Source organism: Sporocytophaga sp. (assembly GCF_017745095.1).
GTDB lineage: Bacteria > Bacteroidota > Bacteroidia > Cytophagales > Cytophagaceae > Sporocytophaga.
In genome coordinates this window covers 368,257-392,938 of sequence record NZ_JAGHZZ010000004.1, presented here as the reverse complement: position 1 = coordinate 392,938, position 24,682 = coordinate 368,257, and the positions used below count along the sequence as shown (strand labels likewise).

General features: G+C 35.1%; 18 protein-coding genes. 6 read left to right on the top strand and 12 right to left on the bottom strand.

Annotated features, from left to right (window positions below; all coding sequences use genetic code 11):
• Positions 1 to 17: 17 nt before the first annotated feature.
• The 3 genes from J7604_RS08660 to J7604_RS08650 form a co-directional block, all read right to left on the bottom strand.
• Entirely contained in the window at positions 18 to 1,817 is a 1,800-nt protein-coding gene (locus J7604_RS08660; RefSeq protein WP_293894145.1) for a hypothetical protein, read from the bottom strand.
• A 49-nt stretch (positions 1,818 to 1,866) separates the two neighbouring features.
• On the bottom strand, positions 1,867 to 4,077 hold the full coding sequence (locus J7604_RS08655) for a hypothetical protein (RefSeq protein ID WP_293894142.1): 2,211 nt from the start codon (positions 4,075 to 4,077) through the stop codon (positions 1,867 to 1,869).
• Positions 4,078 to 4,434: 357 nt separating this feature from the next.
• Entirely contained in the window at positions 4,435 to 6,393 is a 1,959-nt protein-coding gene (locus J7604_RS08650; RefSeq protein ID WP_293894139.1) for a hypothetical protein, read from the bottom strand.
• A gap of 548 nt (positions 6,394 to 6,941) precedes the next feature.
• On the opposite strand from J7604_RS08650, the gene J7604_RS08645 reads away from it, so the two are divergent.
• Positions 6,942 to 7,280, top strand: coding sequence for a P-II family nitrogen regulator (locus J7604_RS08645; protein WP_293894136.1), 339 nt, complete (start codon positions 6,942 to 6,944; stop codon positions 7,278 to 7,280).
• Between the two features lie 46 nt (positions 7,281 to 7,326).
• A complete protein-coding gene (locus J7604_RS08640; RefSeq protein ID WP_293894133.1) occupies positions 7,327 to 8,685 on the top strand; it encodes an ammonium transporter in 1,359 nt (452 codons plus the stop codon).
• Between the two features lie 49 nt (positions 8,686 to 8,734).
• On the opposite strand, the gene J7604_RS08635 is transcribed toward J7604_RS08640, so the two are convergent.
• Positions 8,735 to 9,334, bottom strand: coding sequence for an SGNH/GDSL hydrolase family protein (locus tag J7604_RS08635; RefSeq protein ID WP_293894130.1), 600 nt, complete (start codon positions 9,332 to 9,334; stop codon positions 8,735 to 8,737).
• A 186-nt stretch (positions 9,335 to 9,520) separates the two neighbouring features.
• On the opposite strand from J7604_RS08635, the gene J7604_RS08630 reads away from it, so the two are divergent.
• Together J7604_RS08630 and J7604_RS08625 are read left to right on the top strand one after the other, a co-directional pair.
• Entirely contained in the window at positions 9,521 to 10,711 is a 1,191-nt protein-coding gene (locus J7604_RS08630) for a hypothetical protein (protein WP_293894127.1), read from the top strand.
• A gap of 217 nt (positions 10,712 to 10,928) precedes the next feature.
• On the top strand, positions 10,929 to 11,258 hold the full coding sequence (locus tag J7604_RS08625; protein WP_293894124.1) for a hypothetical protein: 330 nt from the start codon (positions 10,929 to 10,931) through the stop codon (positions 11,256 to 11,258).
• Positions 11,259 to 11,323: 65 nt separating this feature from the next.
• Here J7604_RS08625 and J7604_RS08620 read toward each other — a convergent pair whose 3' ends face one another.
• The 4 genes from J7604_RS08620 to J7604_RS08605 all read right to left on the bottom strand — a co-directional run bounded on the left by J7604_RS08620 (position 11,324) and on the right by J7604_RS08605 (position 15,195).
• Complete coding sequence (locus J7604_RS08620; protein WP_293894121.1) at positions 11,324 to 11,674, bottom strand: hypothetical protein; 351 nt, start codon at positions 11,672 to 11,674, stop codon at positions 11,324 to 11,326.
• A 95-nt stretch (positions 11,675 to 11,769) separates the two neighbouring features.
• Entirely contained in the window at positions 11,770 to 13,023 is a 1,254-nt protein-coding gene (locus J7604_RS08615; protein ID WP_293894118.1) for a HAMP domain-containing sensor histidine kinase, read from the bottom strand.
• The gene (locus J7604_RS08610) at positions 13,020 to 13,697 is read right to left on the bottom strand and encodes a response regulator transcription factor (RefSeq protein ID WP_293894115.1); all 678 of its coding nucleotides are present in this window, start codon (positions 13,695 to 13,697) and stop codon (positions 13,020 to 13,022) included. The genes J7604_RS08615 and J7604_RS08610 overlap by 4 nt, the downstream gene beginning before the upstream one ends.
• A gap of 103 nt (positions 13,698 to 13,800) precedes the next feature.
• Positions 13,801 to 15,195, bottom strand: a complete 1,395-nt coding sequence (locus J7604_RS08605; RefSeq protein WP_293894112.1) for a hypothetical protein — start codon at positions 15,193 to 15,195, stop codon at positions 13,801 to 13,803.
• A 914-nt stretch (positions 15,196 to 16,109) separates the two neighbouring features.
• Between J7604_RS08605 and J7604_RS08600 the strand changes: the two genes are divergently transcribed.
• Together J7604_RS08600 and J7604_RS08595 are read left to right on the top strand one after the other, a co-directional pair.
• Positions 16,110 to 16,634: an NADPH-dependent FMN reductase gene (locus tag J7604_RS08600; protein WP_293894109.1), complete on the top strand. Its 525-nt coding sequence runs from the start codon at positions 16,110 to 16,112 to the stop codon at positions 16,632 to 16,634.
• A 213-nt stretch (positions 16,635 to 16,847) separates the two neighbouring features.
• Positions 16,848 to 18,998: a SulP family inorganic anion transporter gene (locus J7604_RS08595; protein WP_293894106.1), complete on the top strand. Its 2,151-nt coding sequence runs from the start codon at positions 16,848 to 16,850 to the stop codon at positions 18,996 to 18,998.
• A gap of 445 nt (positions 18,999 to 19,443) precedes the next feature.
• On the opposite strand, the gene ftsZ is transcribed toward J7604_RS08595, so the two are convergent.
• The 4 genes from ftsZ to murC all read right to left on the bottom strand — a co-directional run bounded on the left by ftsZ (position 19,444) and on the right by murC (position 24,583).
• Positions 19,444 to 21,021, bottom strand: coding sequence for a cell division protein FtsZ (ftsZ, locus tag J7604_RS08590; RefSeq protein WP_293894103.1), 1,578 nt, complete (start codon positions 21,019 to 21,021; stop codon positions 19,444 to 19,446).
• A gap of 96 nt (positions 21,022 to 21,117) precedes the next feature.
• A complete protein-coding gene (gene ftsA / locus J7604_RS08585; protein WP_293894100.1) occupies positions 21,118 to 22,428 on the bottom strand; it encodes a cell division protein FtsA in 1,311 nt (436 codons plus the stop codon).
• Positions 22,429 to 22,449: 21 nt separating this feature from the next.
• On the bottom strand, positions 22,450 to 23,229 hold the full coding sequence (locus tag J7604_RS08580; RefSeq protein WP_293894097.1) for a cell division protein FtsQ: 780 nt from the start codon (positions 23,227 to 23,229) through the stop codon (positions 22,450 to 22,452).
• Positions 23,207 to 24,583 (bottom strand): UDP-N-acetylmuramate--L-alanine ligase, encoded by a 1,377-nt coding sequence (gene murC, locus J7604_RS08575; RefSeq protein ID WP_367113560.1) that lies wholly within the window; start codon positions 24,581 to 24,583, stop codon positions 23,207 to 23,209. The genes J7604_RS08580 and murC overlap by 23 nt, the downstream gene beginning before the upstream one ends.
• Positions 24,584 to 24,682: the final 99 nt, after the last annotated feature.

The window sequence follows — 24,682 nt, the reverse complement described above, 5'->3', positions numbered from 1 at the left end:
TAAATGGTCTTTAAATTTTAGAATACCATTGTATAATTTAAGAAAATTTGGTTGATTTTGTAATCAAAATCTCCTAAAGATGTTTGTAATTTACTTTTGTTATTATAGAACACTGCTTGTCCAGTGAAATATGTGTTTTTAGTAAATCTGTATCTGATACCTGCAGCTAATAATCCTTGGTTAAATCCTTGGCTAAGGATTGTATTAGGCTGATCTACATCACTATAAGCTTGTACTGGAGTAACAAGTGTATTAAATTCATTTCTCACAAGAATATATTCATTTCCTTTTGCACTAAGCATTTTATAGCCAGCAATCAGATCAAAACTTTTAACTACCTCTACATTTATTCCTGCATCTAATAACGAACTTTTCAGATCAATCTGATTTCCTCCGTCTCTTTTTGTATGCTCATATCTATAACCAAAGTTGATTCCAAGTGCTCTTTCCCAGTTAATCAGCTTATTAATGTTAAAAAATAATCCTCCTCTAACACCAGTGAATTTTCTTGTATCTGTAGATCCTTCTCCGACAACTTCAGATAGTAAATCTACTTTCACATCTCCTTTTACTACTTTTTCCATTTCACCAACAGAAGCTCCGAACGATATACCTTTTCTGTTAGGAGTAGCTGTACCATAAGGTGTTATATTATTATATTCAGGTCTATAAGCCATTAACACCGGCATGATATTTAAGTTTCTAACACTTTCATCAGAAATTCTATCTAGCAACCCAACTTGTCTGATTCCCTGAACACCATTTGCATCCGGACCTCCTTTTATTGATGGAAATAAATCAGGGACTCCGTAATCAAAGATTCTTCTTGTTTGTGCTCCTGGACTATTAAAATTATCACTTACGTTTCTGTATGAAGCGAATACTTTTATTTTCAGAGGTTTATATTCTCCTGACACACCGATATCATAAAAATTTCCGTCTTTCTTTACAGTAGTATCATTCAGAGCCTTGAAGAATGAATATTTAGAAAATCCCGCTTCACCATAAACGAAAGCTCCAATCTGATCATTGTCATATCCAACCTTAAAATCAACTGTTCCTACTTTATTATCAAATTCGAAGGAATTTACAGGAACTGTTCCTGCCAAATCAAGCATCTGGATATAGTTTGCACCTATATGGAAAAATCTACTTTGAACAAGATCTACTCTTCCACCCCAGTTAACTCTATCTGGATTTACCAGATCCAAAACATCTTTTTTACCAGCTCTGGCAGCAAATACTCTCACTCCAATTTTTTCGATACCTTTTGTGAATCTGAAATTTGCATTTGCATGAGCACCTTGAAGCCTCCACTTATTTCCAAAATTGAAGTTTTCATAATTCACTATACTTCTTCTGATTGCAAATACATCAGCTTCATAATCATGATAAGACTCATCGAAATTATAAAGAGTATATGGTGTTAAACCTAAATCAATATCACCAATTTCATATTTTACAATTTTTGCAATAACCCCATCAATACGTAACTGTCTAAAGAATACAGAACTACCGTTACCATAAAATCCCCCAAAATCATTTCTTATCCTAAGGATAGCGCTAGCTCTAAGGTTTTCATTAGGTTGAGCATTCACACCTAGGTCAAAAATTGTATATCCTCCTGTTGCTCTTCTTCCAGAAAGAGTGTCAGGTTTAGGAACCCCACCTTGATTGACAGTTAATGCATTACCTTTCATTTGATCAGTCGTTACAAGTGCTCTTCCCAGACCATTGAAATAAACTGTCTGAGCATTTGCATTTTGTAAACAGACAGCAATAAAAATTACTAAACCAAGTAAAAATTTCTTGCTCATTATATTATATGTTATCATTTAAATCAGTTCTTAATTTTTTCAATAATAGTTAAAAGAATATTTTCAGTTCGACAGTAGTCTCCTGACCATTAAATTTATCTTTTATAAAATTTACATCTTTGTGACTAAACACTCTGTGTCTTACATAAAGACCTGCTCTACCAGAAAAATCGTAATCGAATCCTAATCCAAAACCGTAACCTCTTTGATTAATGCCTTTTCCTTCAACAAAAGTCTTTTGATTGACGTTGACTGCATTATATTCTGTAATATTTTGCAGATTCTGAGCATTGGAAATAGGCTTTCCATTTTCACCGGCAATCAAATCTCCCTTTTTAAATAAACCGTTTGGGTCGTCAGCAACATATGCCTGACTTGTTCTATCATTTCCTAATGCTCTTTCATAACTTACAAATCCTATCAAAGTAAGTTTTGGTCTCAAAGCATAAAATGCCATGAACTCCTCGTAGAAATAGCGTAAGAAAGCATCGTCAGAGAATTTTGGTATCGCAGAAAACCCAGGCTGAACAGAGCTATAATTATTGTAGTTAGCAAGAATTAATTCTCTACCCAAAAATGAAAGTTTATATTTTAGATTAAGATCAATGCTATTAAAACCTTTTTTATAATCACTAATCGTATCTGTAATTGCCATTACTTCAAAAGCCCTTCTGTAGATATTCATTATGTTAGAATACGGGCCATTGTTTCTTGTAAAAAATGCAAATCTAGATCTTGTAAAAGAGTTTGCTCTATGCTGGAAACTTATAGAGTCGTATAGGTTTTCAATCTCCTGTGCGAAGCCTGTACCAATATTAACTTTCAATTTACCATAAGTATCTTCATGCTTCAAATATCCTCCCCATCTGTTATTGGCCATTTGCTGAATATCTGTTACACCACCGTAGTAAGTAGTTATATCATAAATTGAACCTATGTTTTCTGCAGTTCCCAGTGCATGGGGGTTAGCAGTATTCATAACCTGGCTATTGATATTAGTTACAGCTTTGTCAATGTAAAACAACATTAGGTTAACCGGCACATTAAAAGCTTCTTTAGTCACGTCGATCTGTGTCATGATAGCAGGTGCCCAGTTATAATCCACACCATAATTTTGACCTTCCTTAACATTGACTGGAGCTAATGGAGCAAGGACATTGCTTTTAGAATAATTATTAATAATTACTCCATCCTGATCTCTTTGTGCTATGAAGTCTTGAAAACGACCAACTCCACCTTCAAAATAAATCTTAACATTATTAAGATTCATTCTTCCGTCAATTGTCGCGATTTGTTGTCTGATTCGGAAAAGCTCTTGAATATCCAAAAATCCAAACTGATTAAAATAGTTAAGACCGAATTTGTGCATTCCAAAACCTTTATCTATTCTACCTGCTACCAGGTTTCTTGGGCTTTTGGTTTTAACAGCTGTAAATCCACCACTATTATCAGTTTTTCCATAAACGATATTACCCCCAAATCCTAATGGTAAGTTTTTAGCTTCTAAAATAAAGCCCTGAGTTGCAGTGTTTCCCCAACGTGCATCTCTGGCAATGTTTTGAGTTGCATAGAACTGGTTGTATCTGTTAAATGATGCACCTTCCGGCTCCCATGGATAACGCTCAAAAAGGTCATCGCGGTACTCATAGTTCCAGAATGTAAATGGGCTCACTCTGTGCCAAAGAACGCCACCACCTGCTGTTAGTTTAAAATCTCCAATTCCCGTGCTTGCTCCTCCTTCAAACTGCAAAATTCTATAGGTAGAAATCCTTCTGTTGTAAGCAGTGTTTGTTCCTTCAATAACCCCACCGTTATCTTTTATAATTCCGGTTAGTTGGTTATCCATAGCATATTCTACTTTAAAGAATGTTCTTGCTGTAGGATTTCCTTCAAGTCTTAATAAAAACAATGGTTCCTGGTATCCCTGAAGCGACCCGTTGTATGCTTCAACACCATTGAAAACCAATGATTTTTCAGATAAGGAAGGATTGCTTGTATAATGGGTAGGCATTACACGATACTGTGTAAAGGATCTCACATATCCGGAATATTTTAAACCAGACCACCTCTTGTAGCCTCCGGCAGGAGTTTCCGCATTCGAAGCAGTTGATTTAAGTCCCAGTAATTTTTTAACAGGCAATTTTCTGAGAAGCATTGGCGCTGAGCTCTTTTCCTTTTCAGATGGTGGATCTCCCGCAAAGGCAAAAAACCCCGGGAAACATGCCAATAAAAAGATGATTAGTTTAGTACGCGTTTTCAAACGATAAACAATTTATTTAAGTGAACTAAATTCTTATTTTGTATTAAGTAAATTAAATACATCAAATTCGTATGAACTTTTATATAAGTTCTTTGTATTAGTATAGTAAAAGCTCTTTCAGCCAAATCCCCTCGATTAAAAAAGCTAAAAAAAAGCTAAGCCTGAATGCCAGCATAAATTATTTCAACTTTTGCTTAGCAAGGACATGCCTATTTACAGGTTGCAATATTATATTTTTAATTTCAAATAAGAAAGAGTTTTTTTTCTATTAATTACTTTAAAATCCTACTTTATAATAAAAAAATTATATAACAGCAGGTTTTAATTCTGAATTAAAAAAATCACATCAGATTCATTTTACAGATAAGGTTCCTGACCAGGACGAGAATAGTTGAAATCTAAAAAGTTATAAAAAAATCTTGATCGCTCATAAAACTGAAGTGGAGTTTTATTAAGCTTGATTGCATCAGGATAATAGCCAACCATTACCTGGACCATACTAAATACAAGGTGTTCATTTCTAAATCTAAGTCCCAGACCAAATCCTGAATAATAATTTGATCTAGTTAATAAATTTTTATTCTGCCCTATCCATGCAAAATCTGCAAAAAGGACAAATGCCATTTTGAATCCTAGCAAATTTAATGGAGGATAAAAATTGGATTCTATATTAATTACAAATTTCTTAGTCCCAACAACTCCCTCTGAAATAAAACCTCTTAACCCATTTTCCCGATTGATATTTACATAGTATCCATCAAGCTGATTTAAGCCTTTAGTATATCTGAAACTTATGTAATTTCTGTACTTCCAGTTTTTAAAATTGATTAGCGGGGTGAAATGCAGCAATCTTCCATAGTAAACCCCTTCCTCCATTTTTCCATTTCGCCAAAAAGATCCATATCCACCTGTAACAGAAATATACCCGATCTTTTTCACAAATTCGGCAATAGTAAAATTGATACCCCCATAAGGCAGAAGCGGCCCATCTCGTTTCTTAACCCCTGTTGTTACTCCCAGCATTTTACCTATTGGTATATCTTCCGTCCTTCCTAGCCTGAAAATATACCTGTCTTTGTAAAAGCGTCTATTAATGTAAGTCAATCCAGCAAAAGCACTTTCAGAAGAATAGTAAGTAAAATATTTGCCTGCTTTCTTTTCAGGTACATTTTCATATAAATACTTGACGGCCCTAACAGCGAAAATCAATCTGCTCCCCTCTCCATTTTTAGTATTTTCCAGAAAAGGAAATGCATATCCTGCCCAAACATCTCCCATATTAAGTTTTATCTTCTGATTAACCGTAAAACTGTCGAATCGAAGATTATAGGGCCAAAGCTCCAAAATTGAATAGTTAACCCCACCCAACCATTTTATCTCCGGTGTCTGAAATTCTCTATTAATACCAGAGATAAAACTATTTAGTCCAAATGCATAACGGTAAGAAAAACTTGCATTGATAAGTCCTTTTTGAAATGTATTGACATTGTAGTTCCCATAAAAATTCATCCCTTTGGGATATCTGTTATTAAAAGTAAAATCAGTAAGCAACTGTTGACCTAACCCCGCAAAGTTGGCATCCTGAATAAAAAAACCTTTTGAACCTGTTTTCTGATCAAAACCACCTCCTACAGAAATATTCCATACATCTTGCACCAGAACAATTATATCAACACTATCTTTTCCTTCATAGTCAACAATTACCACCTTGGCATCATATGCATAACTTGTTGCCCTTAATAATCTTTCCGTTTCACTAAGTGTAAGAGAATTTACCTTATCTCCTCTGGCAAAAAGCAATCGCCTTTTTACCATCCACTTTTGGCTCTTAATATGAAGTGCATTTCCACTTTTCTCGAGAACCCCTTTTGGTTTTTTGTCTGGATTATCCACAGATGGCCCGAATACGCCTAAGACACGAATGTCAATTTTTCTGATAATCTTGTTTTCATAACTTGCATATCGTTCATCACTTTTTTCCTTGGATTCCGGTTTAGCCTGATTTACATCATTATCTTCAAAAACAAGGAAATTTTTAATTAGCTGGGAAAAAAAATTCTTTTTTTGTGAGAACTGCTGTATTTCCTTAAGTACTTGTTCATTTTTTGTGCGAATAGTATCCTGATGAACAATGACTGTATCAATTTTGGGTAAAATTTCCTTACTCTCAATAAATTCAATTTTTCCATCTTTCAGAATTGGCTTAAGAAACTGAACCAGCGTATCCTTTTCTCTGATTACCAAATCCTTAACTACAATTAATGTATCATTTTTTGAGAAAAAAGTATCTTTTCTGGAAATAAAGAGTTCTTTCACTGAAAGTTTTTTAAATAAAGTATCCCTATTTAAAAATGACAGAGAATCCGTCTTTTCTACCTGCGCAAAAGTTTGCAGAGCAAAAAACAGCAATATCTGTATTAGGAGAATAAATTTTAAAAAGACGGGAAATTTCATCTAAAAACACTTTCAACGAAGTTATTTTATAAAACATTTGCAATGCTTATTGTTTTAAGTTTTGCAAATTTTAATCCAATCCATCCCATCCAATAGCTTAGATTTTCCCCTTACATCATTATTAAAAGCTCACCTAGAGTTACGAAAATTTACTTTTTATAATATAACCCCCAAACATTAAAAAATCAAAATATTAAATAGACAGTCATTTTATTTAACTGAATTTTAATTATACCTATTTTTTTAGTTTATTTGAGTCTTTGATAGAAGGCATAGATCAAATATTATATATAAATTATGAAAATTGTCGTTATTTTTTTAACTTAATAAACAAATCATAATTATATAATTAATTTAAGATTAAAAATTTATCAGAGAAGTAACTGATAATATTTATAAAACAGAGGTATATGAAAAAAATTGAAGCGATAATCAGATCATCACACTTTTATCCTGTGAAAGACGCATTGCACAAAATAGGTATAGATTTTTTCACCTTTCAAGATGTTAAAGGTGTTGGCAATCAGAAAAGTGAAAAAACAGTTTACAGAGGACAAGAATATGATCTTGGTTCAATTGCCAGAACAAAAATAACTATAGTTGCATCAAATGAATCGGTGGATGAAATAATCAATGCTATTTTATGCAGTGCAAGAACAGGGGAAATCGGAGATGGAAAAATTTTTATTTCACCTATTGAACAAGCCATCAGAATAAGATCCGGAGAACGAGATATTACGGCACTTTAACCTTTACCATAATCAAACCTTACTAAATAACACTTCCACTTTCCAAATGAACCAGCCATTACTCGATACTTCTGCAACTGAAGCTATTGATTCAACTTCAAATATTATTGCAGTGTCTAATGATTCCCTTTTTACAAATGCTGAAATCATTAATAGTCTCAAAGCTGAAATTGCCGGAAATGCTCTACTTTCCAACAACTTGTGGATGATGGTAGCTACTGCTCTAATGTTCATTATGCACCTGGGGTTTGCAACCATTGAATCAGGACTTTCCAGGTCAAAAAATACAACCAATATTTTATTTAAAAATACTATAATTCCTGCAATGGGAATCCTAATATTCGGTCTATGGGGTTATAATCTAATGTATCCTGGTAGCTTTTTTGAAGGTAATTTTATAGGCTTTTCGGGATTTGGAATTGCAGCTCCAGAAGATAATCCAAACGCGGAAGCAAGTAGCTACACATTCTGGTCATTTTTTCTCTTCCAAGCTATGTTTGCCGCTACAGCTACGACGATTGTGTCAGGGGCAGTAGCTGAGCGTATTAAAATCTGGAGTTTTATTCTGTTTTCATTTTTACTTGTGGGCATCATTTATCCTATAATTGGCTTTTGGGCTTGGGGCGGAGGTTTTTTGCAAAAAATGGATATTCAATTTTATGATTTTGCTGGATCCACTGTTGTACATTCTGTAGGTGGATGGTCTGCACTTGCTGGTGTTATTGTGCTTGGACCAAGAATTGGCAAATATGTGGACAATAGAATAATTCCACTGCCCGGCCATAGTATGCCGCTTGCTACCATTGGCGCCTTTCTATTATGGTTTGGCTGGTTTGGATTCAATGGGGGCTCTGTTTTATCAGCAAATCCTAAACTCGTCTCTCTTGTTCTTGTCACTACCTGTCTTTCCGCATCGGCTGGAGCAATCGGAGCTCTAACAACTTCTTTTATAACAACAAGAACTATTGACCATAGCATGGTCTTAAATGGAATACTTGGAGGACTCGTTGCAATTACTGCCGGAGCAGATAAGATGAATCCTTCAGAAGCTATTATCATTGGACTTACTTCCGGCTCTTTAGTAGTACTTGCTGTACTCCTCTTTGATAAATTAAGGATTGACGATCCTGTAGGGGCAATCTCAGTTCACCTTATCTGTGGTATATTCGGAACTCTTGCGGTAGGATTCATGGGGGACCTAGCTGAAACCCATGGAACAAAGCAGCTTATCAGTCAGGCAATAGGCATTACATCGACAGGTCTGTTTGTTTTTCCTATAACCTATTTTATTTTCATTCTAATAGATAAAACGATAGGACTTAGAGTTACAGCTAAAGAAGAGCTTGAAGGACTTGACATTGGCATTCATGGTATGAGAGCTTATCACATTGACAATGCGAAATAAGCGTTTATCCAAAAGTGGCCAGTACAACCTATAATATTGAAAATTCAAATTAGATTGAAGCTGGCCAATCTATCTTAAGCATAATCTTCTCAACCCATTTCTCATATTGATATCCACTGGGATGAAGACCATCTGAAGCTGTATATCTCGTATCGTCAGCTGATCGTCTACTAATTCCTGTAATACTAAGATAAAGAGCACCCTCAGATTCAGATATTTCGAAGTTCTCCCTATTGAAAGCATCAATCTCCTCAGAAATTTTTGATTTATCCTTTTCCGAGGCAAATGGAGTACAGGACCAATCTGGAATAGACAATATGAAAACAGAGTTATTTACTGAGAATTCTTTTGCTTTCAGTAAAAGTCTTCTGAATTCACTACGATATTTATCAATACAATATCCTCTATATTGGTTATTTACTCCAATAAGGAGAAACACCAAATCATATTCTCTTTTTAAATCACTTTGCTCTATTGCAAGTCCAAGCTCATCAGTAGTCCAACCTGTTTTAGCTACGACTTTTAATCCAACTGAAAATCCTCTGTTTTCTAAATTTCTTTTAAGTAAATATGGCCAGCTTTCACTTTGAGGAACATCCTCTCCTATTGTATAGGAATCACCCAGTGCAAGTATTTTAATATTATTCATCTGATTTATATCCCTTCAAATAATTTTCATAGACCAATATACAAATAAAACAGGAAGTCTCTTTAATGGATTTTTCCCTATAACATGGATAGAGATATTAAAAAAAGCCAATGCATTCAAAGTAAATTTAACAATACCAACAAACTTTTATAAAACACCCCGGTTTGAAATTCAAACAACAAGTGTATGACAAAAGGCCTAACATTTATATGTCTCGGAAATGAGCACTGGGAATGTGGCAACCCTTCTCCTCTAATAGAGATCATGCATGAACTAAGCCGGGAAAATACTGTCCTTTATATAGAAAATCAATACTCAATCAGCGATATATTCGACAGCATCAAAGGAAAAAAAGAAGTTCCTGTGCGAAAAATGCTTAATCTAGATAAAAGGTTAAGGGTTCAAAAATCACGAACAGGATCGAATGTTTACATATTAACTCCTCCTCCTGTATTACCCTTAAACAAGATAAGGGATAAAGAGATCTATAAAAAACTTCTTGCATTTAATGCCCGCATTTTAGAAACAGAATTAAGAAAGAGTATTCACTTCTTAAATCTTACAGACATCATTTTCATTTCTGGGGCTAATCCTGATTACGGATTGGCCCTTATGAAAAAATTTAATGACAGTCTGAATGTTTATTATACATTTGAGGGCACAGATGAAGAAGAATCTCATGAACAGGCATTATTTGAAAGAGAGTATATAGAAGCCACTGATGTAGTAATTACCAATACTGAAGTCTTATACAACAAAATCAGATCTTTCAAGGATGCGACTTTTCTTATAAGAAACGGTGTAAGATTTGAAGACTTCTATAAACGTAGTTTATCTATCCAAAAATCAGAATCTTTAACTGTAGGTTCTATAGGGGTTATAGATAAAGATTTTGATATTGCCTTAGCAACATATCTAATTGAAAACCTGAAAGATATCAACTTCGTCTTTTCAGGTAAAGTGCTTGACAATTCCGTATTAAAAAAACTAGATAAGTATCCTAACTTCACTCATATTGGAAATAGAAAAAGAGATGAGTTTACAGAACTGATATCAAGTTTTGACATTGGCATAATACTAAACAAAGGAGACTCCCACTTACCACTTGAGGTAGGACTAAACGAATATCTCTCCGCAGGGAAATCTGTCATAGCATTTAATTACAACTTTATCAAGGATTATAAAGATGTTGTAAGATTTTGCAGTTCGAAGGAAGAGATGTTAAAGTCAATTAAAGAAGAGTTAACCCTCGATTCAAAAGAAAAAAAAGAAAAAAGATATGAACGCGCAAGAGGAAATTCATGGGAAAGAAAAGCTGAAGTTTTCCAGACAATTGTAAAAGATTATATCGACAAAAAGCTTTATTCAAAAGCATAAATTAAAAAATATAAGAGGCTGTAATCTTCAGAGGATGAGATATTGAAGATTTACAGCCTCAAAATTACCATTGATTACACAAAGAAATATAAAGTAAAATAAATATAATCTCTATTTAAAAAACACCCTGATGATTCAAATTGTTCTCCCTTCATTTTTTTGGGAGATTAACCAAACAGAGAAAATCCGGTTCTATTGTAAAGAGGGATATAAACTGATGAGAATATTTATAACGCTTGATGGGACAATATGTCCAGTCAAAAAAGAAGATGAAACCTTTGAAAACTTAATACCCTTTCCTGGGGCAAAAGAAAAGATCAACAAACTTAGAAAAGCCGGACATTATATTATTATCCTCACTAAACGACATCTTTCCTCTTACAATTCCGGAATTAAAAATATTGGAAAAGTTACCCTTGAATGGCTCGATGCAAATGGTATAGAATTCGATGAATTATATCTTGGTACTCCTGATTTTTCGGAGCTGAAGGTATCTGTTAAATTTACAGACTGGAAGGTGATTGAAGAAAAATTATTAGGCTATTAAAAAAAAGAGACTGCTTTCTATAAACAGCCTCTTACTCTACTTTACCTTAAACAAACTTAACTTAATTATTGACTTTGCTTTACGTGCTTAATTTGTTTCAAGAGCTCACCTTCCTTATTAAAAATAAGTTCATACCTATAGTGATCCTTAAATAAAAACACTTCTATTTTATCTGATTTCTGAGATTTCAACTCATTCATCTCTTCTATTCTGCAACCCGAAAAATGGTCCGAAATATACTTTCTGGTCTGAATGGGTAATTGAATCCATGTTAGTGTAATTTTTTGAAGTAACTCTTCAGTACCAAGAGCCACAAGAACGGGTGAAACCAAAATCTTTCTATTGGCAACCGTGTATCCGGCAACTGACAATATCACAACAATGGTCATAATGAGCGTCCAGAATAATGTTTTCATCACCTTTAATATTTATGGTTACAAAGGTAATTTGGAATTCTGAAAACATTTTGAAGCTGATATCTAAGTGAAAACACTTAACGATCTATACGATGTTAGAAATTTACCACCAATGTATGTAAACCATCCTGATGTATATAAATAATTTTATAATCCAGGAAATCGCATATTTTTTTCACAATTGACAAACCCAGTCCGACTGAGTTTTCAACAGCAGAATCCTTTCGAAAACGTTCAAACATCTCGTCAGCAGGAAAGTTGAGCTGGGTGCCTGTATTCGTGATAATAAAATGTTTGTCTGTAAGCTCTGCCATGATTTTACCATTTTGGACATTATGCTTAATAGAATTGGAGACAAGATTATTGAACAATCCTTCTATAAGTACCCGGTTTGTCAGAAGCTTGTCCTTACTTTTAATTTCTATTTCAGTGCTTATATTTTTATCATTGATTTGTTCTTCCAGAAGATTAAAGATAGACTGGAGCAATTCTCCCAGATTTACATTTTCTTTCTGAGTAAATTGTCTATTCTCAATCTTACTTAGAAGTAATAATCCTTTGTTTAATAATGTCAGTCTTTTTACTGCACTGAATATAGACTGAATATGAATCATCTCTTGTTCCGTCAGGTTTTTTGACTGAATGATCAGCTCCAACTTGTTTTTAATAATGGCCAACGGAGTCTGCATTTCATGTGAAGAGTTCTCATTAAATTCCTTCTGAGTAAGAAAATCTTTATATATACGCTCTGTCATTTTTTCGACATTGATATTCAGATCCCGAAATTCAATAATATCAGTGGATTCATAAGGAATAATCTTCGTCGTCTCAAGATTATACTTTTTTAATTTATCCAGAAGCACATAAAAGGGTTGCCAAATTTTAGCAAGTATAAACCTATTCATGAGCAATACTCCACCTAACAGAATCAAGAAAAGACCTATTTCTACAGGTAGAATACTGTTAAGCAATGATTCTGCTTCTGCCAGCGGCTGTCTTATTGTTACCTTATACCAATTTGCTTCATTTTTATGATAGGATGTCAACTGCCTATAGTCGACATATTCTTTAGAGAGTGAATCGTAAATAGGTATTGTTTTATACTTATCCTTTTCAACCTCCGCTTCCCGAGCCGGCATAATCAACACATCTTTACTCGGTTGAAGCCCCTCACCTATTTTTTCATAATTAAGATTAGCAACAAGCTGAACTTTCTCTTGGTGAATAGCCTCATCAATTCCATCTAATAGAATGACTTTAATAAAAATATAGAATAGTATGGTTCCTATTCCAAATATAAAAAGTGAATATAAAAGGTAATATAAAGTAGTTCGTTGTAGTAACTTCATTCAGATTGAAACTTATATCCTATACCGTAAACAGTGTTAAGATAATCTTTCGCTCCTTGTTGTACTAGTTTTCTTCTTAAATTCTTTATGTGAGTATAAATAAAGTCGAAGGAATCTGCCTGATCCATATAATCACCCCATAAGTGTTCTGCTATAGAATCCTTCGGAATTACTCTTCCCTTGTTGGCAATAAAAAACAGTAATAGATCATATTCCTTTGCAGTGAGTGCAATTTCTTTCCCATTAATATAGACTTGTCTAGAATCCGGCAGTATTCTGATTTCGTTGAATTGAATTTCATTATTACCATTAAAACTTCTTCGTCTGATAATTGATTTTATTCTGGCATTGAGTTCAGACAAATGGAACGGTTTTGTAAGATAATCATCAGAACCTATTTCAAGCCCCACGATTTTATCCTCTATTGAGTTTTTTGCTGAAACTATAATAATACCACCCTGATGCTTTTGGGACTTTATAGCCTTAACAAGATCTAGCCCTGTGCCTCCTGGCAACATGATATCCACCACATAGCAGTCGTATTCATAAACGCCAATCTTATCAATTGCCTCGCTATAGTTTTTGGCAGATTCACAGAGAAAGCCTTCCTGCGAAAGATAGCTCACCATATCATATCTAAGCTCCTTTTCGTCTTCAATTATTAAAACTTTCATATCAATAAACTATTAGTCCCTTTTTACAAAAGGGAAAGAAGACTATTACGCCTTCTTCCCCAACAAATAAATAAACAAACTAAACAAACTTACTTTACTAATACTATATGAAAATCTGATATTGCAATATAAAGCAACTCCTTCTTTGACTTACTTTGTAATCTGCATTGAATGCAGGTCTGTTCTGATAATCAAATGACAATTTTGATTTATGTCCATTCATCAAGAGATTTACTCCAACATCATAAAGATTCGCTGGTTCTTTAAGTTTATCAAAATCAGAACGAGTATAACTTACAAAAGGCATAATCCCAGGTTTACTAGATTCATGTGGAAATAAATATCCTAGTTGAGCATAAACAATTTGTCCCGTGCCCATCATAGGAACTGCATTCCCAAAAGAACCCGAAGGGGCGTTCGCTGCATTTACCAGACCATTTGCAGGATTCATTATGCCATTATACCTTAAATAGTTTTTACCGAAATTATATTTGAAATAACCAATGTAAACTGAAATAGCATCATTTTTATCCTTGTTAATATAGCTATCAAGATAACCCTCCACACACCACAAAAACATATCATCATAAGTTGTAGCAGAGTCCTGGCTAAGTCTCCACATTGCCTTCGACTGATAGATTGCACCTGCTGCAAGATTCAGCACTTTCTTTTTCCCAAGATAAGTACCGGTCATATATGGAGTCAGGTTTGATTCCATTTCCCAAAAGTTATAGGAAAAATAACCTTGGTATTGATATGTATGGCCAATATTTGCAAATGTAGCATCTTTAGAGTCAGGAGCTTTTTTAGTTATAGCCTGAATATTTCCGGCTGCATTGGTAACAACAGAAGTTCCGGCTGAATTTACCGAAAACGGATCGCTCAATACTACTCTATAATCCAGCTTACCTAACTGACCACGTGCATATACACTTAATTTCCTGGAAAAAAGATCTGTCTGATCCACTGTTGCCTGAGCAAATACGGGCAGATCGAGCGTCATGATAGTTCCTACGCTCGGATTTGAAAATCTTGAAAGACCGTTGGCTATTGTAAGGCCTCCTCCAAGTTTAAGCTCATTGCCTTTGGTAATACGATATTCGCCTACTGCGTCATGAAAGAACGACTGAATTTTTCTGTTGTTATCCATCTGGTAGGTACGATTGAAGTTATTCAAACCAAACTGAAAATAAACAAACGCCCTTTCCGTAACCTGCCCGTACATTTGCATTCGTGTACGTCTCAATCCTATATCAAAGGTATTTTCCTGAAGATCTCCAAATACAGTAGTTCCAGGGTTACTTTCATTAAACCTAACCCAGGTCTGATTCAAGAAAGTAATCTGAAAATATCTTGACCCATCTTTGTTCAGAGAAAACTTTAAAGGTTTATCTTCAACATGAACAACACTTGCTGGAGATTTCAGACTATCTGTTTGCGCAAACATATAAAGGGAAACCAAAAACACAAGAATAGTAAGGGATGCTTTTTTTTTCATTACTAATTTAACATTTAAATAAAAAGGCCGGTCTCATTCATTAATTGGCCTAAACTGAATTTATTTTAGTTTGAAAATGAGACAACCCTAATATTAATGAACACTAGTGTTTCTTACAAATTTATTTTGATTCCTGTAGTTGTTGCTTAGATACTTTATTTAAGAATGTCTTAGAAAAGTTAAGTAGTTTGAGTATCTCATACACAGACAGTAAAGTTTCTGATTTATAAATCACTACTTCATTTATGAGACTTTCAACATTGTAAAATGTGTTTTGTTCGAAACATCTCAGGAGATCTTTATTAAAGAAAGCTCTTTAATATCCTTCTTGCAATGGCTGTCATAATGCCAGCAATAACCATAGCTATCCTAAGACATGGTATAAGAAATACCAGAAAACCGTACAACATATCCGATTTCCAGATTTGCATTAGACCTCCCCAAAACCGGCTTGAGGAAGTCCCAATGATGAAATTTCTGCTTTCATATTTGAATTTACGTTAGCATCGCATCAAATTTAATGTCGGATTCTGAAGTAAATCTGAGTAAACAGAAGGCCTTCCTAACTCAAAATCAACAATCTGCAAAAGACTTTACAACACATTCAGACAAGGAAAAATAAAGACCAAATAAGATTTACCAAATCTTTATTTTTCCCTATTCCTGATAGTTGATGAGAAAATACATCTATTCCAATAAATTAAAATAGAACAAATAGATTTTCAGTCTTAATTGAAATTCAGGGATTAGTTTTAATATGGGAATACACCCAAATCATTAGAACTTAACCTTTTCTTTCAAATATTTATATTTATGAAAATTTTATATTTTCTTTAAATATTAAAATAAGAAAGAAAGCCTTCCTGAAAAGACCAATTCATCAGGCAATTGCAAGTACGGGTCAATAAAATTTTATGATTACAATAATATCAGGAACTAATAGGGTTCCATCTAATTCGATTAAAATCGCAGAATATTATCAAAAGCTTTTAAAGAAACACGGAGCAGAAAGTCAGATCCTTGATCTGAGCAAATTGCCTGAAAGGTTTATTTTCTCGGCGCTATATGAAAATACTGGAAAGGATCCGGATTTTAATGTACTATCTGACTATGTTAAAGAATCGGATAAATTTGTATTTATAGTTCCGGAATATAACAACTCTTTCCCTGGCGTTTTAAAAGGATTTATCGACGGGCTAAGTTATCCCAATACTTTCAAAAATAAGAAAGGGGCACTTGTGGGAATATCGTCAGGAGTTATGGGAGGAGCCTTGGCATTGAGCCATCTCACCGACATTTTGAATTATTTAGGAATGAATGTACTTGCAATAAAACCAAGAATATCAAGGGTAGAAAACAACTTCAAAGAAGGGGTAATTCTGGACTCTTTTGTCTCAGGATTAATAGAAGCTCAGGTCACCGCATTAATAGAGTTTTAGAGAGTTCTTAAAACCCTGTTAAAGTACCATTAAAACTCTCTAATATCCTCTGTTTGGCATAATTAATGCGCCTAAGAGTCCATACAAAACTCTTTCTTATCTTGAACTTAAGTATAAAGACCTTGAAATAGCTAAAGTTCAAGGGAAAAATTTGTATAACAGGCCAGGCCTTATTTTTTAAACTTTTCATACAACAGAGGGATTTTACATTTTATGGTTAACTACAAATTATCAGATCTAAAACATGATCTGCCATCGGGTCTAGTTGTCTTTTTCATAGCACTACCGCTATGCTTGGGGCTTAGTCTCGCTTCCAATGCTCCTTTATTCTCTGGCATTATAGCTGGGATAGTCGGCGGAATCGTAGTATCATTAATCAGCAAATCACAATTAAGCGTAAGCGGCCCTGCAGCTGGGCTGGCTATAATCGTAGCAGGGGCAGTCAAAGACCTGGGAAGCTTTGAAGCTTTTACTGTGGCTATCATTCTTGCAGGTATATTACAAATACTTTTTGGAGTGATAAGAGCAGGAATTATCGCATACTTCTTTCCATCCTCCGTCATAAAAGGAATGCTTGCTGCGATAGGACTTATTCTTATCATAAAACAGATTCCTTATGCACTGGGATATCACTCTAAAATATTCGGAGTAGATGAGTTTATGGACTCTGGAGATAATGGCAAATTCTCAATGATCACTAATGCACTTGAACATGTTAATCCTCACGTACTTTTGGTAACCCTTGTGAGTTTAGGAGTATATATCTTTTGGGATATAGTACTTAAACGAAAGTATTCATGGTTTCCATCTGCGCTTGTAGCAATGCTTACAGGTACATTGTTCTATGCGATACTTGAATTATACTTTAATATACAGCTACCCGAAAGCGAACTTGTTTCTATTCCCGACACCAATTTATTTCATGGATTCAAGTTGCCTGATTTTTCATTATTATTTAACGGAAAAATAATCTATCTGGCTTTTACTCTAGCATTAGTTGCTTCTGTTGAAAGCCTTGTCACTCTGGAAGCAATCGAAAAAATTGATCCCCACAAAAGGCAACCACATGTAAATCATGAGCTGCTAGCCCAAGGCGCCGGCAACATTGTATCAGGATTACTTGGTGGCTTGCCATTAACTGCTTTAATTGTAAGAAGTAAAGCAAATGCTGATTCCGGGGCCAAGACAAAAGTATCTGCAATTATTCATGGTATCTTTCTGATTTTAGCTGTTCTTCTAATACCGCAATTCATGCATCACGTCCCGCTTGGTGTTCTGGCAGCGGTGCTTATAGGTGTAGGATTCAAACTTGTAAGACCAGCGATTTTTAAAGAAGAATTTTCGCTTGGTTGGGCTACTTTTATCCCATTTGCGATAACAATAATTGCCACCCTTGCTACCAACCTGCTTATAGGAATTCTGATTGGAAGTATTGCAGGAGTTATATCAGTAGTCAGAACAAACTTCCATTCTGCTATCTCTGTTGAAGGAGACGGTACGGGAGATACTGTATATGTCAGGTTAAATAAAGATGTATCCTTTCTTAATAAGCCACAGCTGATTACCAAATTAAACAATATCCCAAAGTCTAAAAACGTAATCATTGATGGTTCTAAGGCTTCGTTCATTGACAATGATATAGCTGAGGTAATTGAAGATTTTAAAACTGCCTCTGATCACTTACAAAGAAAAACTGAACTGATCAAAACTCAATACAAACTTGATTCTGATGAAAATGCTTTTCATGCATTGCTAGATAGAAATAAGGAATGGGTTAAACAAAGAACCGATCTTGATCCCGAATACTTTAGACGAATGGCAAAAGGTCAAGCACCTAAGTTTCTTTGGATAGGCTGTTCTGACAGTCGTGTTGCTACAGACGAAATAACACAGACTGATCCAGGTGATATATTCGTACACAGGAACATTGCAAACCTTGTTATTAAAACAGACTTTAATCTGATGAGTGTTTTGCAATATGCCGTAAGCGTATTAAAGGTAAAACACGTTATCGTATGTGGCCATTATGAATGTGGTGGAGTTAAAGCCGCCATGGGCAATCAAAAGCTAGGATTAATAGATAACTGGTTAAGTAATATCAAGGATATCTACGATAAGTATCAGGAAGAACTTGATGCTATAGAAGATGAAAAAGCCAAATTTAATAGGATGGTTGAACTTGTTGTACTTGAACAAGTTTATAACCTTTCCAAAATGTCAGTAATTCAGGAGGAATGGAAAAACGGTAAATTCCCGATTATACATGGCTGGGTTTATGACATTGCCAATGGGTCATTAAAAGATCTGGATGTTAATATTCAAGCAACCTCATCAATACCTGAAATCTATAAGTTTAAAATTTAACCTCTATACATCTAGTGCTAAATTAATTTCAAATAAAGACCTCAACCTAACAATAGGCTGTTTGGTCATCCTGAGCTCTGCGAAGGATCTGTTTGTCTCAAAAAATTTGTTATTTAACTATTATTCTGCCGGATAGCTTAATTTTATTCATTTTGAAAGCCCAGATTCTTCGCAGAGCTCAGAATGACAAAGGAAAGATTCTGTTAAGGTGACGGCTATGTCTAAAGGAGAAGGATTTTAATTCACCTAAGAAATAAACTACATTGTATACTTTTCCCTTCGTTGGTGAATTTCCTCTTCAAAAATATTCTCATGCCTTTATCCCATTATGAAAGGCTTTCTCTTCTTGACATACATCTGTCATTAAATAAAAAAGCCTTGTCTTGCGACAAAGCTTTTGGTTTAGGGTTACTTTTTGACAAAAAAATAAAACCTGTCCTGACAATTAATCTACATTGTCATGAAGAAACTTATTGTTTCCTAGAATTTCATTATCATCATTCAAATTGAACCTTGATATATTTCTTTCAGAAGAATGAGGATAATCCTGAAGATTTACATTCTTTCTCATATAAGCAGGTACATCCAGCTTTTCTTTGAACTCATCAGGGTTCATGGATGTATTCATGCTGCTAAGCCCTTTCAACTTCTTTATTCTCTCATTAGCCTGCTGCATCAATTGCTTCTTTTTCTCTTCCTCATAAAATGAATCCTCATTAGACTGAGGCTTCTTCATATCAAATGAATGATACTTTGGAGCATCTTCTGTTTTCTTAGGTCCTTCGAAGTATGGATCAGCATTTCTTCTTTCATCTTGAAAATCATAACTTTTAGTTTCAGGAGATTGAGATTTTTGATTATCAAACTCAAAAGACAATGTTTCTCCTGGATTCCTTCTGCCATTGTTTTGATTAGCCGGAGGCTGTGGATCCATTCTGTTAACAGGAGGAGTTGTAAACTGCTGCGTTGGCAAAACTTCACGCTTTGCAACATTTATCTGACGCTCTGATTCAAGATCGATAACTGTTTTTTTTACCGGCACAAACTCCTTTTCCTGGAAGCCAGTAGCAATAACAGTAACACGAATCTGATCTCCAAGAGCTGCATCGATACCTTCTCCAAAAATAACTTCAGCATCATCACCCGCTCTTTCTTCAATGTAGTCTGTGATTTCAGTAAGCTCATCCATGGTAAGTTGAGCCTGATCACCGGACATAATAGAAAGAAGGATCTTTTTAGCACCGTGAATGTCTGTGTTATTAAGCAATGGTGAAGACAATGATTCCTCAGCAGCACGTCTTGCTCTGTTTTCACCACCTGTAACAGCTGATCCCATTACTGCAGCGCCAGAATTAGACATAACAGTTTTAACGTCTTCAAAATCTACGTTCACTTCACTGGTTACAGTGATGATCTCTGCTATGCTTTTTGCAGCATTGGTAAGGACATTATCAGCCTGTGCAAATGCATCTCTGATTGCCAGGTTACCATATATTTCTCTTAACTTATCATTAAGAATAATAAGTACTGTATCGCAATACTGCTTTAATTCAGCAATACCATGATCAGCCTGAAGTCTTTTCTTTTTACCTTCAAAAGAAAATGGAACAGTTACGATAGCAACAGTTAGTATATCCATTTCTTTTGCAAGTTTTGCAATAACAGGAGCTGCTCCTGTGCCAGTACCACCACCCATTCCGGCAGTGATGAAAAGCATTTTTGTATTATTGCTTAAAAAGTCACGGATCTCTTCTTTACTTTCAATAGCAGCATTCTTACCTTTCTCTGGATTTGCCCCAGCTCCCAGTCCGTCTGTCAGATTGACCCCTATCTGAATCTTAGTAGGTACAGGGCTCGCCTTTAATGCCTGAACATCAGTATTGCAGACAACAAATTCAACGTCTTTGATGCCCATTCCATACATGTGGTTGACAGCATTACTTCCCCCACCACCAACACCAATAACCTTGATGATGGATTTATGATGATTGGGTAAATCGAACTTATAAGAAAGCTGTGACATAATGCTTCTATTAAGAGTTATATTGATTACTTTGAATTTTACTTACTTAAACTTAAACAGTCCGGTATTATTACAAAATTAATAATTTTCTTTTGATTAATAATCACCTTTATCATCAAGATCATCGATCAGAAGACCTTTTGTTCTGTCAATGATTCTCTTTAAAAATTGAGTACTGTTATCCTCTTTTTTCTTTTGTTGATTCACCTGCTTTCCGGTTGAATCCATTTCCATGTATCTGTTCTCTCTGTCATCGATAGCACGGAAGCCGGCTAACACAAGGCCTACAGAAGTTGCATACATCGGACTCTTTACTGCTTCGACTTTGCTCTTTCCAAGATGCTCGTTAGGATAACCGATTCTTGCATCCATACCTGTCATGTATTCAAATAGTTGCTTTACATTCTGCAACTGAGAACCACCACCTGTGATGACAATACCACCTGCAAGCTTACCTTCATACCCTGAACAGATTATTTCAGAATGAACCAACTCAATGATCTCTTCCATTCTTGCCTGAATGATGTGAGAAAGATTTTTTATAGAAATCTCTCTTGGAGGTCTGTTTCTTAATCCAGGTATTGAAACGATTTCATTACCGTTAGCTTCCTCTGCCATTGCTCTTCCAAACTTAATCTTCAAAAGCTCTGCCTGATTCTGCATTACATTGCAACCCGACTTGATGTCAGAAGTGATAATATTTCCTCCAAAAGGAATTACTGCTGTATGTCGAATTATACTGTCATGGAAAATCGCGATGTCCGTTGTTCCACCTCCAATATCAACAAGCACTACACCGGCCTCCTTTTCTTCATCACTTAAAACCGCAAGACTTGAAGCCAAAGGCTCAAGAATCAAGTTATCAATTTCCAGACCAGATCTTAATACGCATTTATTGATATTACTGATAGCATTTGTCTGAGCAGTGATTACATGAAAATCAGCTTCCAGTCTAATGCCAGTCATACCAACAGGATCTTTAATTCCTTCTTCGTAATCAACAACATAATCCTGAGGCATCACGTGAATGATCTCACAACCGAATGGCATGACAGTTTTGTACATGTCATTAGTAATTCGGTTTATATCTTCTACGGTGATTTCATCATCAGTAGTTTGACGTGTAATGCTGCCATGGTGCATGGAACTTTTAATATGTTGCCCTGCGATCCCGACATTGACCACTTTTATATCTATACCTGATGCTTCTTCAGCTTCCTTAATAGCTTTGGATATAGCGTTTACTGTGGTATTAATATTAGTTACCATCCCACGTATCACACCTTCGGAAACTGCTTTTCCCATTCCGAGAATCTCCAGTTTTCCGTATTCATTCTTGCGGCCTACTATTACACAGATTTTGGTTGTTCCAATATCCAGACCGACTACTATTTTATCTTTTTGCATAGGATGTAAAAAGTAATAATATTATTCACAAATAATTTGATCCTTGAATTTAAGATTCACTTTGTTGTAGGAATTCCATCCTTTGGTCGGAAGAATCTCTTTGTAAAAAATCTTCAGCCTCTTGAATTTACTCTCTACCTCGTCGGGTTTACCAAACAATATGAGTTGATCTCCAACCTGAGTATACATTGAAATGTCTCCATTTTTCTCCACTGTCAACTGAGCGATCTGCGCTTTCCAGAATTTATCCTGATCCAGAAAATTTATCAGATCGAGATATGGCTTGCCTTCTTCAGATTCGAAAAATTCTTTCTTGGTAAGTTTAGCAGAACCTGATCCATCTATCAGTAACACTCTTGCAGTAAACTCATCTGAAGTTGAAAGTGTATTGCCTGTACTTCCAATATATGCATGCGGTCCATCTGACTGCACAACCCTTGCTACTGGCCTACACTGGCTCACTTCAACTATTATATTGCCTTTGTGATCTTTATACACTTGAGCTTCTTCTACAAATTTATGACTTTTTATTCTCAATTCAAGCGTTTTAAGATCAATATCATTATACGAAGCACCAATTATACGATCTGTTCCGTTCTTTGATATTAGGTCTAATACTTTTTCTTCTGTCACAAAATAATTGTCATATTCATAATCGATATGAACATTGACAGCCTTTATCTCTTTATCCGCCTGCTTTTTTTCAACAAAGCTTATAAGAGCGAAAAGCACTATGGACCCGAGGATGTAATACACTTTCCTCTTTACCCTGAAACGATTAACGACCGGCTTCTTTTTCAAGTAATTCTTTTATTGGTTCTATAAACTGATCTATATCTCCTGCTCCGATTGTAACAAGTATATCAGTATCTGTTGACTCAAGTGTTTTCATCAGATCCGACTTTGAAACAACTTTTTTCTCTGTCAGATTTACTTTGTCAAGTAAAACTGAAGATGTTATTCCGGGTATCGGTAATTCTCTTGCAGGATATATTTCAAGAAGAATTAACGCATCTGGTATTGATAAACTTTCAGCAAACCCATCCATAAAATCTCTCGTCCTTGAAAAAAGATGCGGCTGAAAAATTGCAGTTACCTTTTTATCTTTATAAACTTCCTTCACTGCACTCAGAAATGCTTTGATTTCTGTTGGATGGTGTGCATAGTCATCTATGTACGTTATCTTTTCAGATCTGTATATATAATCGAAACGGCGCTTTACACCTTTAAACTCCTTTAAAGCACTTTTAATTGTTTCAGCAGGGATACCCAATTGAAGTCCAACCGCAAATGCCGCAATGGAATTTTGAACATTATGATCTCCAGGAACACCCAAAGCAATATTGGTTATAGCTCCTGCAGGTGTTTTCAGATCATAGATATAATAGCCTTTTTCAATTCTTTTATTGAATGGCGAGAAATCAGAATCGGACTTCCCGTAAGAATTTAAAGTTCTGTTGTTATCAAGTTTTCTTACAGGACAATTACCTTGGGCAAAAACAACGCCATTGTTTTTAACCTGTCCGGCAAACTGATTAAAGGTATCAACAAAATCAGCTTCATCTTTATAAATATCAAGATGATCCGGATCCATTGCGGTAATGACTGCGATAGCAGGACTTAATCGTAAAAAAGATCTGTCATACTCATCAGCTTCCACTACCATTATCTGCTCCCCCGCATCCTTGTCTCCAACCAAAAGATTAGATTTATAATTCTGAGTGATTCCACCTACAAATGCAAATACATTTTTACCTGCATATTTTAGTATATGGGCAACCATTGAAGACGTTGTTGTCTTGCCATGCGTTCCGGCAATTGCAACAGTAAATACCTTTTCAGTTATCCTTCCAAGAATCTCAGACCTCTTCCACAACTGTCTTCCCTGAGCTTTGAAATAATTAAGCTCTTTATGGTCAGAAGGAATAGCAGGTGTATATACAATCAGTGCATCATCTATGAAGTCAATAGGAATAAGTTTAACGTCATCCTCATAATGAATGAGCATTCCTTCAGCTTCAAGCTGTTCGGTAAGAGCTGTTCTGGTACGATCATAACCGGCTACATGATATCCACTTCCGCGAAACCATCTTGCCAATGCACTCATACCAATACCGCCTATACCAATAAAATAGACGTTGTTAAACTTTTCCAATTTCAAACTATTATAAAAATATCTGCTTTACTCTTTTTAAGAATCAAAAGATTCCTAATACTTATAACTTGAAGGACTTCATCCTAAATCCTTCCCATA

Bases quoted from the DNA above. Each gene is read 5' to 3' on its own strand.
- J7604_RS08595 (WP_293894106.1), top strand. From the start codon at position 16,848: ATGGTTAACTACAAATTATCAGATCTAAAACATGATCTGCCATCGGGT.
- J7604_RS08645 (WP_293894136.1), top strand. From the start codon at position 6,942: ATGAAAAAAATTGAAGCGATAATCAGATCATCACACTTTTATCCTGTG.
- J7604_RS08660 (WP_293894145.1), bottom strand. From the start codon at position 1,817: ATGAGCAAGAAATTTTTACTTGGTTTAGTAATTTTTATTGCTGTCTGT.
- J7604_RS08630 (WP_293894127.1), top strand. From the start codon at position 9,521: ATGACAAAAGGCCTAACATTTATATGTCTCGGAAATGAGCACTGGGAA.
- J7604_RS08610 (WP_293894115.1), bottom strand. From the start codon at position 13,697: ATGAAAGTTTTAATAATTGAAGACGAAAAGGAGCTTAGATATGATATG.
- J7604_RS08620 (WP_293894121.1), bottom strand. From the start codon at position 11,674: ATGAAAACATTATTCTGGACGCTCATTATGACCATTGTTGTGATATTG.
- J7604_RS08640 (WP_293894133.1), top strand. From the start codon at position 7,327: ATGAACCAGCCATTACTCGATACTTCTGCAACTGAAGCTATTGATTCA.
- J7604_RS08600 (WP_293894109.1), top strand. From the start codon at position 16,110: ATGATTACAATAATATCAGGAACTAATAGGGTTCCATCTAATTCGATT.
- J7604_RS08605 (WP_293894112.1), bottom strand. From the start codon at position 15,195: ATGAAAAAAAAAGCATCCCTTACTATTCTTGTGTTTTTGGTTTCCCTT.
- ftsA (WP_293894100.1), bottom strand. From the start codon at position 22,428: ATGCAAAAAGATAAAATAGTAGTCGGTCTGGATATTGGAACAACCAAA.
- ftsZ (WP_293894103.1), bottom strand. From the start codon at position 21,021: ATGTCACAGCTTTCTTATAAGTTCGATTTACCCAATCATCATAAATCC.
- J7604_RS08635 (WP_293894130.1), bottom strand. From the start codon at position 9,334: ATGAATAATATTAAAATACTTGCACTGGGTGATTCCTATACAATAGGA.
- J7604_RS08615 (WP_293894118.1), bottom strand. From the start codon at position 13,023: ATGAAGTTACTACAACGAACTACTTTATATTACCTTTTATATTCACTT.
- J7604_RS08625 (WP_293894124.1), top strand. From the start codon at position 10,929: ATGAGAATATTTATAACGCTTGATGGGACAATATGTCCAGTCAAAAAA.